General features: G+C 66.6%; 12 protein-coding genes. 7 read left to right on the forward strand and 5 right to left on the reverse strand.

What is annotated here, in order from left to right; translation table 11 throughout:
- Positions 1 to 8: 8 nt before the first annotated feature.
- The 6 genes from cynS (at position 9) to A5750_RS01075 (ending at position 4,384) form a co-directional block, all read left to right on the forward strand.
- Positions 9 to 485 carry a cyanase gene (gene cynS / locus A5750_RS01050; protein ID WP_066948831.1) on the forward strand — a complete coding sequence of 159 codons (477 nt, stop codon included), beginning with the start codon at positions 9 to 11 and terminating at the stop codon, positions 483 to 485.
- On the forward strand, positions 482 to 1,549 hold the full coding sequence (locus A5750_RS01055; protein WP_066948827.1) for an acyl-CoA dehydrogenase family protein: 1,068 nt from the start codon (positions 482 to 484) through the stop codon (positions 1,547 to 1,549). The genes cynS and A5750_RS01055 overlap by 4 nt, the downstream gene beginning before the upstream one ends.
- 10 nt (positions 1,550 to 1,559) lie before the next feature.
- Complete coding sequence (locus A5750_RS01060) at positions 1,560 to 2,180, forward strand: RNA polymerase sigma factor (protein WP_066948822.1); 621 nt, start codon at positions 1,560 to 1,562, stop codon at positions 2,178 to 2,180.
- The gene (locus A5750_RS01065; protein ID WP_066948818.1) at positions 2,177 to 2,446 is read left to right on the forward strand and encodes a hypothetical protein; all 270 of its coding nucleotides are present in this window, start codon (positions 2,177 to 2,179) and stop codon (positions 2,444 to 2,446) included. Before A5750_RS01060 ends, A5750_RS01065 begins: the two co-directional genes overlap by 4 nt.
- Entirely contained in the window at positions 2,443 to 3,357 is a 915-nt protein-coding gene (locus A5750_RS01070) for a formate/nitrite transporter family protein (RefSeq protein WP_066948814.1), read from the forward strand. The genes A5750_RS01065 and A5750_RS01070 overlap by 4 nt, the downstream gene beginning before the upstream one ends.
- 136 nt (positions 3,358 to 3,493) lie before the next feature.
- The gene (locus A5750_RS01075; RefSeq protein ID WP_067260722.1) at positions 3,494 to 4,384 is read left to right on the forward strand and encodes a universal stress protein; all 891 of its coding nucleotides are present in this window, start codon (positions 3,494 to 3,496) and stop codon (positions 4,382 to 4,384) included.
- Here A5750_RS01075 and A5750_RS01080 read toward each other — a convergent pair.
- From A5750_RS01080 to A5750_RS01090, 3 genes are read right to left on the reverse strand one after another with little or no spacing between them, the layout of a single operon-like run.
- Positions 4,276 to 5,913 carry a bifunctional 3-(3-hydroxy-phenyl)propionate/3-hydroxycinnamic acid hydroxylase gene (locus A5750_RS01080; protein ID WP_231989083.1) on the reverse strand — a complete coding sequence of 546 codons (1,638 nt, stop codon included), beginning with the start codon at positions 5,911 to 5,913 and terminating at the stop codon, positions 4,276 to 4,278. The two genes, A5750_RS01075 and A5750_RS01080, sit on opposite strands and share 109 nt — an antisense overlap.
- Positions 5,910 to 6,854 (reverse strand): fumarylacetoacetate hydrolase family protein, encoded by a 945-nt coding sequence (locus tag A5750_RS01085; RefSeq protein ID WP_066948802.1) that lies wholly within the window; start codon positions 6,852 to 6,854, stop codon positions 5,910 to 5,912. The genes A5750_RS01080 and A5750_RS01085 overlap by 4 nt, the downstream gene beginning before the upstream one ends.
- Positions 6,851 to 7,981 (reverse strand): VOC family protein, encoded by a 1,131-nt coding sequence (locus A5750_RS01090; RefSeq protein ID WP_066948799.1) that lies wholly within the window; start codon positions 7,979 to 7,981, stop codon positions 6,851 to 6,853. Before A5750_RS01090 ends, A5750_RS01085 begins: the two co-directional genes overlap by 4 nt.
- A gap of 95 nt (positions 7,982 to 8,076) precedes the next feature.
- Between A5750_RS01090 and A5750_RS01095 the strand changes: the two genes are divergently transcribed.
- Positions 8,077 to 8,718, forward strand: a complete 642-nt coding sequence (locus tag A5750_RS01095) for a TetR/AcrR family transcriptional regulator (protein ID WP_066948796.1) — start codon at positions 8,077 to 8,079, stop codon at positions 8,716 to 8,718.
- Here the strand turns inward: A5750_RS01095 and A5750_RS01100 are convergent.
- Both A5750_RS01100 and A5750_RS01105 read right to left on the reverse strand, forming a co-directional pair.
- A complete protein-coding gene (locus tag A5750_RS01100) occupies positions 8,715 to 9,566 on the reverse strand; it encodes a pyridoxamine 5'-phosphate oxidase family protein (RefSeq protein ID WP_067260725.1) in 852 nt (283 codons plus the stop codon). The two genes, A5750_RS01095 and A5750_RS01100, sit on opposite strands and share 4 nt — an antisense overlap.
- Before the next feature lie 67 nt (positions 9,567 to 9,633).
- Positions 9,634 to 10,107, reverse strand: coding sequence for a type II toxin-antitoxin system Phd/YefM family antitoxin (locus tag A5750_RS01105; RefSeq protein ID WP_067260728.1), 474 nt, complete (start codon positions 10,105 to 10,107; stop codon positions 9,634 to 9,636).
- Between the last annotated feature and the right edge of the window lie 11 nt (positions 10,108 to 10,118).

The raw sequence follows: 10,118 nt of genomic DNA on the forward strand, positions 1-10,118 counted from the left end.
AGCATTCCGTGGCAACAACATTGACCAAGACCGAGCTTGCCGAGCTGATCAGGCTGGCCCGCGTCAAGCGGGGATCGAGCTGGACGAAGATCGCCGAATCGATCGGCAAGGACCCGGTGTGGACCGTCGCTGCGCTACTCGGGCAGCATCCGCTCTCGGCCGGCGACGCGGCAGCGGTCGCGTCGCTTCTCGACCTCGACGACGAGGCGGTAACGGTCCTGCAAATGATGCCGTACCGGGCTTCGGATGTGACCATGGCGGCAGACCCGACGATCTACCGGTTCCATGAGGCGCTGGCCGTCTACGGCCCGGCGATCAAGGAACTCATCCATGAAGAATTCGGTGACGGCATCATGAGCGCGATCAACTTTCAGATGAGCGTGCACCGGCGCCCGCACCCCGAAGGCGACAGAGTGGTCGTCACTTTTGACGGCAAGTTCCTCGATTACGCGTGGAAACACCCCGCCCAGGAGGTATCGAGATGACGGCGACGATGAATCCGGCTGCCAGTGAGTTGAATATCGAACTATTGGAAGACATCCGGGCCCATGCCGGGGCGCTGGACCGCGGCGAGCAGCAATCCCGTCGCAGTTTCCCCGCACTGGGTACCGCCGGCCTGCTCCGGCTGGGTGCACCGGCCAACGCCCACGGCAGGCTCCCCGACATGGCCGAAGTGATCCGGTTGATCTCCGGAGAATGCATGAGCACCGGGTTCTCGTTGTGGGCCCATCGCATGGCGGTGGAGTACTTGCTCACGGCGGCAACGCCTTACAGTACGGTGGCGGCCCGGCCGCTCCTTGCCGGGACCACGCTGGGGGTGACCGGCATGGCGTCGGCATTCAAGGAGGCGGCGGGCTGCGGAAGCCTGGAGCTGACCGCCACGCCGGTCAAGGGGGGCTACGTGGTGACCGGGCCGATCAGGTGGGCCAGCAACCTCTACCCCGACTCGACCATGGTGACCGCGGTGCGTACCGACGCCGGGGAGAGGCTGATCGTGGCCTTGCCGCTGAACACGCCGGGTGTGGTGGTGGGCGATCACTTCGACCTGCTGGCGATGGGTAGCACCGCCTCGTCATACCTGAACCTGACGGGCGCCTACGTACCCACGGAGCAGGTGTTGTCCCGTGACTTCGAGGACTTCCTGCAAGCGGTCCGCCCGACATTCCTCGTCTTGCAGTCGGCGATGTGTCTGGGCCTGACCCGGACTGCGGTAAACCAGGCCAAAATCGGTCTCGGCGGGGTGAACTCGGTTTTCAGCGCCCAGGTCGAGCACGTGGCGGAAAGGCTCGCCGATGCGGAAGCCACGCTGGCGGACCTTGCCGCAGCGGTGGGCGGTGACGAGTCGCCCACCAAGAAGGAGCTGTTGTCGCTGCGGCTCGACGCGGCCGAACTGTCCAGCGCCAGTGCGGATCTCGAGATCCGCACCGCCGGTGGCAAGGGTTATGCGAGCAGGACATCGGCCAGCCGTCGCTACCGGGAAGCGGCGTTCATCCCGGTCCAATCCCCTTCCGAAGGGCAGCTCCGCTGGGAACTGGCCGCATGCGCTTGAGTGCGAGACGATGGTGACCCCGGTGGCGGTGCCGCCGGGGGGCACCAAATCGGAACCCGTGGTCGGCGGGATTCCGCTGGCGGATCTGGTCCGCGACTTTCATCGGCCGATGGTCAATTTCGCCCGCACCATGGTGGATTCGGCGACGGTGGCCGAAGAGGCCGTGCAGGAGGCCTGGGTGCAGGTCCTGCAGTCCGCGGATTCATTCGAGGGGCGTTCCTCGGTCGGAACCTGGCTGTTCGGGATCGTGAAGAACACCGCGTCGCGGCATCGGCGCCGCGAATCCCGCATCCGCGACCACGAGGTGCTGTCCGCGGATGACGTCGACCCCCTGGTCGGCCGCATGCATCCCCCCGGCCATCCCGATGCGGGGCACTGGAGTATCCCGCCGTCGCGGCGCTTCCTGCCCGAGGACCACACCGTCGAGAACGAGCTCATCGGGTACGTCCGTGTGGCGCTGGACGCGCTACCCGAGCGGCAACGGCAGCTGGTCATCCTGCGGGACATCGTCGGCACGACTGCCGAAGAGGCGGCCGGCCTTCTCGAACTGACCGCCGAGGGGCAGCGCGCGCTGCTCTACCGCGCCCGCGGAAATCTTCGCCACGAACTGGAAAAGCGGTATCGCCGATGACCATCCACGACAACGCAGTCCCCGCGATCGACTGCGTCGACTTCGTCCGCCTCGTCGACGAACTCGTCGACTGCGACCCGCAACAGTGGGGACCGATAGTGGCCAAGCACCTCGACGAGTGCCCCCCGTGCCTGGTTTACCTGCAACAGATGCTGGATCTGAGGATTCTACTCAACCACGTCTTCGAGGGGGAGAAGCTCAGCGCGGAGCACATCACCGGGGTCATCAACGCGATCAACGCTTTACGGAAAGGCGAACACCCATGACTCTCGAAGCGCAAGCGCCGCGATTGGAGGACGAAGCGTCCCCGCCGAACGCCCTGCCCGGCTTGACTTCTCGCGGGACGCCGAACGTCGTCCCCGACGATCCGTTCGAGCCGCTCAGCGTCGGCGCCATGGTGGACCGAGTGGCCGCCATGGCCGTGGAAAAGGCGGCACACCCGTGGGCGTTTCTGATGCGCTCGTTGGTCGGCGGGGTGATGGTCGCCTTCGGAGCGCTGCTGGCATTGATGGTAAGCACCGGGGTCAAGACCCCGGGCGTCGCCAGCCTGTTGATGGGCCTGGCGTTCGGCATGTCGTTCGTCCTCATCCTGGTGTCCGGCATGTCGCTGATCACCGCCGACATGGCCGCGGGATTTCTGGCCGTCCTCAACCGCACCATGAGCGTCGGGGGCTACGCCTTTCTGGTTACCGTCGGCCTCATCGGCAACGTCCTGGGCGCGCTGGTATTCGTCACGGTGTGCGGGGCCGCGGGAGGCCCATACCTGGGCGCCTTCGCCGAACGGGCGGCTGCCGTCGGCGCGCAGAAGGCCGGCCAGCCGTTCTGGACCGCACTGCTGCTCGCCGTCGTGTGCACCTGGTTCCTGCAGACGTCGATGTGCATGTTCTTCAAGGCTCGCAGCGACGTCGCCCGCATGACCTTCGCATTCTACGGACCGTTCGCATTCGTCATCGGCGGCACCCAGCACGTGATCGCCAACGTAGGCTTCCTCGGTCTTCCCCTGTTGCTCAACCTGTTTCACCCGGCGGCACCGCGCGGCGGGATCGGTTGGGGGTTCGGCCAACACGGCCTGCTCACCAACCTCGGCATCACCACCGTGGGCAATCTGATCGGCGGCACGCTGTTGGTGGCATTACCTTTCTGGGTCATCGCGCAGCTACAACGACACCGCGCCTAGCCGGTGAGTGACCGCGCGGTTACGGCGGGCTTAACAAGTCCCGCGAAAGCCCTCCGTCCCGTTGGTTAGGGACTTAAGCCTCACGACCGACTGCCGCCTGGGTTTATAGCGTCGCCGGTGATGGAGGGAGAGCGAAATGTCCGGACCTGATCAACAGCGCGGCATCGTCGTCGCGGTGGACGGCTCGAAGGCATCGAATGCGGCGGCGATCTGGGCCGCCCACGAAGCGGCGATGCGTAAGATTCCGCTGACCGTCGTCCACGCGGTGACGACCCCGACCGCCACCTGGCCGCCGGTCCCATACCCCGAGTCTCTAGCGGTGCGGCTGGAAGACGAGGGCAAGAAGGCGATCATGCACGCGATCAAGCTCGCCGAGGAGGTGCTCCCGGCGGACCGAAAGGTCGCCATCCACCGGGAACTCGTGTACTCCAGCCCGGCACTGGCCCTGATCAACATGTCCGGCGAGGCAGAGCTGATCGTGGTGGGCACGGCGGGACGAGGGCTGCTGGCCCGGGGCGTGCTCGGTTCGGTCAGTGCGACCGTGGTGCGGCACGCCCATTGCCCGGTCGCGGTCATCCACGGCGACGACATGCCTGACGTGCACAACGCTCCCGTCGTCGTGGGGGTCGACGGGTCGCCGGCCTCCGAGCTCGCGATCGAAATCGCCTTCGACGAAGCCTCCCGTCGTGGTGTCGGCCTGACGGCCCTACACGCATGGAGTGACATCACGGTAAGCGAACTCCCGGAAGCGGATTGGTCTTCCCTGGAAGCGGAGGCCCACCGGAGCCTGGCCGAGAACCTGGCGGGTTGGCAGGAACGCTATCCGGATGTGACGGTGCAGCGACTGGTCGTACGTGACGGGCCGGCCAGGCAGCTCGCCGAAAAGTCGGAAACGGCCCAGCTCCTCGTCGTGGGCAGTCACGGGCGCGGTGGCCTGACCGGTGTGCTGTTGGGATCCGTCAGCAACGCGGTCCTGCATTCGGTTCGGACGCCGGTGATCGTCGCTCGGCCCGGGGCATCCGCCTGAAGTGCGGCGGGGCGAAGGACGGTTGCCGTCCAGGCACAAAGGGCGACAAGGTCGCGGTCGGCGTGCGCCACGGTGCGGTCGGGTCGCACCAGTGCGGCGGCGGCACGGCCTCGTTCTAGCCATGCCGCCAGCGGGCTGCCGGCCTCGGCGACCAGCACGGTCACGTGGCGCTGCCGCAGCGCCGCCTCGTCGGCCGCACCGGGGCGGGCGGTGCTGATCAACGCGAAACCGCCGCCGAGTACGTCGTCCAACCGTTGACCGTCGCGTAGCACCGGGTTCGGGCAGAGCGTGCCGGCGAGCCGGTGCGGTCGCACGAATCGGCGTACCAACGCGGAACGGTGCAGCGCAGGGGTTCTCGAGTCGACGACCTTATCTCGCAGGCCGGGGATGAGCCGCAGCCGTGGCAACACCGCCCGGCGGACCGCATTGCCCAGGCGGCCGCCGCCGGTCATGGCCCAACCGACGCTGAGCGCCAGGCGAATCATGGATCGGGTATGCGGTTTACGTTCCCGCTCATAGGTTTCCAGAACACCCGGCGCCAGGGTGCCGTGGTGGACTCCGGCGATCTTCCACGCGAGGTTGGCCGCGTCTCGCAGTCCCGCTCCCATACCTTGGCCGATGAATGGGGGAGTGAGGTGGGCAGCGTCGCCGAGGATGAAGACATTACCTCGACGCCAGCGGTCGGCGATCTGCGCGCGGAAGGTGTACTCGGCGACCCGCAACAGCGTCAGCTCGCCGATGGATACGGTGCTCGTCCACGGCTCGATCAACGGCCGCAATCGGTCCAGGCTGTCGAAGTCATTCGCGGTTTCGCCGGCCAGCAATTGGAACTCCCACCGGTATCGGGCCGGCCCGATGCGCATGTATGTCCCCGCGCGATCCGGGTCGCACACCTGGTGGACCCCGTCCCACTGGCGCAGATCCGCATCGCTTGCGATGTCCACAACCAGCCAGCGCTGCTGAAAGTTCAGGTCCCGCATGGCCGAGCCGATCCGGGCGCGCACCACGCTGTTGGCGCCGTCGCAGCCGAGCAGGTAGTCGGCGTCGACCTGATGAACGTGGCCGTCGGAGCGGTCGGTGAAGGTGACCCGGACGTGTGTTCCGTCCGTCACGATGTCGGTGACTTCGGCGTTCCCGCGTAGCCGGGCGTTGGGGTGGCGTTCGAGATTGGCCCGCAGCAGGGCCTCCAATTCCGGCTGGTCGAACATGTTGGCCGGCGGATAGCCGTGCACATCCCGCGCGGGATCGCGGTTGAACTCGGCCAGCGTGCGAAACCGGTTGTCTACCAGCCGCAGGCCCAGCGTCGGCCGAGAGATCGCGGCGAACTCGTCGGCGATCCCGAGGCGGGCGATGATGCGATAGATCTCATCGTCCAGGTGCACGGCGCGCGGCTGGGTGTACACGCCGGGCCAACGGTCGAGCACCAGGCAGTCAACACCGTACTGCGCCAACAACGTGGCGGCGGTGACGCCGGTCGGTCCGGCGCCGACGATGACGACGGGGACCCGGCAAGTGGACGGGGTGCTCACGCGAATCGGATTGCGGTGCGCTGCGTTCCGAGATCGATGGCCCCGTCGTCGGTGGCCACCGACGCCTCGACGACGTCGCCGTCATGCAGGTAATTCTGGTTGGCGGCCTGGCGCGAGAAGAACATCTTCCATTTCATGGCGGGCGGCAACAGGTTTCCGATGAGCTGCACGGGCTTCGGCGGCGCGCTCAGCGCGGTGCCGGCCGGGGTGCCGGTGAGCACCAGGTCGCCCGGGGCGAGTTCCTGGAACTGGGTGAGCGACTGCAGCGCCTCCAGTGGCCGGTACAGCATGTCGCCCTCGACGAGCGCGTTTTGACGTTCCTGGCCATTGACACGCAGGCGCAGGCGCAGATCGCCGAAGCGCTTGAGCTCATTGGCGGTGAGTAGCACCAGCTCCGGGCCGACCGGCGTGAACGTCGGATACGACTTTGCCTCGTAGAACTGGGTTTGCGGGAGTTGAATGTCCCGCGCGGAGACGTCGTTCGTGACGACCAACCCGGCGACGAAATCGTCCAGGTTGTCTTCGGAGATGGTGGTGCCGATGGCAATCGCACGACCGATGACCAGGCCGATCTCCACCTCGTAGTCGAGCAGCCTGACGTGCCGCGGTTTGACGATGTCATCGAAAGGCCCGTTGATGGACGCCGATGCCTTGCGGAAGAACGTGAGCGGGACTGACGCCGGATCCATGCCCGCGTCCCTGACGTGCGATTCGTAATTGGTCATCTGGGCGATGACTCGGCACGGCCGGGTCACCGGTGAGATCAAGTTGAGGGTGTCGACGGCAACGGTCTCGGTACCGTTGGCCGCCTTCTCGATGGCGGCCCGGTCGGCCAGCAGCGCTGCGGTGCTGGTGGCCGTGGTGTCGATCCTGACTGCGCCGTTGGCGGTCTTGAGCCACCAGGGGGTTTCAGAGGCGGTGTGCAGCACGGAAAGGGTCATGAGGTGGGAACTTTCAGTAGGCCGACCAGACGTTTGACATCGAATTCGTTGTCCGCGCGGAGCGCGGTGGCCATCGAAACCAATTCGCGCCGAGCCGATTTCGCGTCGGTTCCGAGGAAATCCCTGCTAGCCGGTGGTCCCCACTGAGCCAGCCCGGATGCGGTGAAGGGCGCCCAACCCGGGTCCAGCGTGTTGTCGAACAAGTCGCCATCGGTGAAGTGCTCGAACAGATAGCCATCGGGATCGCGCCAGTAGTCGAAGATCTGGCTGCCCTGAATGTGCCTGCCGATTCCCCAGGACCGGGAATAGCCGCGCGCACCAAGGTATTCGCCGCCGGCGGCCAGCGCGTCGAGATCGCTGACCTGATACGCCGAATGGACGTAGCGGTTGGCCGGACCGAGGGCCATCGCCAAGGTGTGATGGTCGGCCGGCGTCGAGCCACGGTCGCACCGGATGAAACTCATGGTTGGGCCCCGGTCGCGCTGGCCGGGGAAGTACAGGAAATCGCTGACGATCATGCCCAGGTTGTCCAGATACCAGTTCAGCGTCTCGACGTACTTGGTCGACTGCACCACCAGGTGGCCCAGGCGCTGCACCCGCGCGGGCTCTCGGGGCGGACGCTGGCCGGTGTTCACGCGCCGCATCTCGTTTCCGAAATTGAAGGCGGGTGGTCGTTGGCCCGGCAGTTCCGGGAGTTCATGCAATCCGGCGACGACGCGGACCGGCATGCCACTGGGGTCGATCAACTCGACCGACACCCCGCCGATGGTTTCCGGCAGCGGTCGCACGGATGCGCCTACGGAGTCCGCCAACCGGAGCACGTCGGCCTCGTCGGGCGCCCGGAACGCCGCGCCGGCGAAGCGGCTGCGCCGGCCGCGCCGCAAGATGAGGCACGGCGCTCCCGCCCACGTTCCGCGGAACTGCAGTTCGTCCGGGCCGTGTTGTGCCGTGTGGAAGCCGAACGCCCGCGCGAACGCCTCGGCCCGGGTCAGGTCCGGGCGCTCGAACTCCAACCACGCGATGTCGGCGACTTTGATCACCGGGTTACGCGACCGCCCCGGATGCTCGCCGGGCCGCGCGGTCTGCTCGCTGTGCGCCTTCAGGCGGGCGCTCTCGGTCAAATCCATGACTACTCCCAACTAACTGACGAAATCGTCACATACGAGAGAACGTTCAGTCAAGGATCTGACGGAATCCTCATAACTGATGCATACTGCTGTGAATGAGCACGATGGCAGAACCGACCAGGCTGGAGCGGCGCAAGCGGCGTACCCGGGCTGCGCTGGTCAAAGCCGCGCAGCGGCTGATCGCCGAGGGCAAGGTCAATGTCCCGGTCCTGGAAATCACCCAGGCCGCCGATGTCGGGATGGGATCCTTCTACAACCACTTCGACAGCAAGGAGCAGTTGTTCGAGGCCGCGGTCGCCGACGTACTCGACGCCTACGGCTCGATGCTCGACCGGCTCACCGAGGCCATCGAGGACCCGGCCCAAACTTTCGCCACCAGTTTCCGGCTGACTGGCCGGCTGTTTCGTCGGCACCCGCAGGAGAGCCGGATTCTGTTGGCCAACGGGCTGGAATTGCTGTCGTCGGAACGGGGTCTGGCGCCGCGCGCACTCCGCGACATCAAAGCCGGCGTGGCGGCCGGGCGGTTCGACGTCGAGGACCCCGAGTTAGCCCTCGCCATGGCCGGGGGTGCGCTGCTGGGCCTCGGAAATTTGTTGCGTGACCATCCCGATCGCGACGACGCGCGCGCCGCCGACGTCGTCACCGAGCACGTTCTGCGGTTGTTCGGGCTCAGCGCCGACGAAGCGCACGCCATCTGCCAACTCCCCTTACCGGACGGGGGACTTTTCGAAGGCTAGCGGGCGACGGCGTTGACGGCGAATGCGACGTTTCGACCCACTCCGCCGTCATCGCCGGCCTCGCCCGGCTTGGTCCACACCACGTGTGCGGTGCCGGTTATGTGCAGGGTGGCGCCGGTTGTGAAATCGAGGAACAGCAAAGCGGCCTCGTCGTCGACGGCCAGGTTGCCAAAACTGTTGAACATGTTGTTTCCCGGAAAATCCGGCCACCACAGTCGGCTCGGGGAGTCGACCCGGACGAACCCCGGCGGTCCTCCGCGATGTGACGCATCTCGACCACGGGTGGGATGGCTGGTGCCCAGAAAGAACGTGTCGGCCCGTGCAATCAACGCTTGGTCGGATGCGTCCAGAACGGCCGCGCGTCTCGCGGGTATTCGAGCAGGCGTAGCGAGCGTGGCCACATCGATGGTATGGCGATGAATGTACTTGGGGCAGTTGCCGTATGACTGATCGACGCGGATGGTCATACCACCGGGGTCCTCAGCACTGACTAGCTCGCCGTTGACCCGCAGCCTGCGGCGGGTGGCGAAGTCGATGGCGATCAGTCCCACCTGTTCGCCAGTAGGGATCTCGTGCAGGGGATCGCCGCCGCGGGGGAACGCCGACACCCGCAAGATGTCATGGTGGCCGCGGAGGAAACCCGGCGGTGCGGCCAACGGCGAGATCCAGAGGACCCCCGCGTGGTCGCGCGCTGTCAGCGCGGCGAACCGTTGTGATGCGAGAAATTTTGCGGCGCCCGGGGACAGCCCCGATGAGTCGAGCATGGCCTCGAGCCGCCCGGCCTCGGCTTCGACGCCCGCCCGGCGCTGCGTTTCGGTCTCGCCCTCGTGGAAGCCGGTTGCGGTCACATGGGCCGTAACACCGCCGCGCCCGCAAACCTTCCGTACATCGCTGGAAAACCAGCGGCTGTTGCCCCTAGGCGACCGACACGATGCGGGCAACCAGCTTGCCGCACCGGATGACGTCGATCGTCTGGCCCGCCGCAACCTCGTCGAAGTAGCGCCCCGCACGCTTTCGCAATTCGTCGAGCTCGACCCCGCCGCAGGCGTCGACCGGGCTCGGGGTCCTCTCCGTGTCACCGGCGGACACGATCTGTGCCAACAATCTGCCGCCGCGAACGACGCTGATCGTCTCCCCGGCCGCTACCCGGTCGAAGCAGCGCCCGGCGCGGGTTCGCAGTTCATCCAGACCGACCCACCCACCGGCATCCCGCGCCGCGAGTTTTGCAGAGCGCGCCGGGATGGGAGCCACCCTCCAGTCACCGACGGGCACCATCCGCGCGACGAGCTTGCCGCGACGGACGACATCGATGGTCTCCCCGGCGGCGACCCGTTCGAGATACGTGCAGGCGTCACTCCGAAGTTGGCCCAGGCCAATCGCTTCCCGCATTTCAATCCAAT

The organism is Mycobacterium sp. 852002-51613_SCH5001154 (genome assembly GCF_001667425.1).
In the GTDB taxonomy this organism is placed as follows: domain Bacteria; phylum Actinomycetota; class Actinomycetes; order Mycobacteriales; family Mycobacteriaceae; genus Mycobacterium.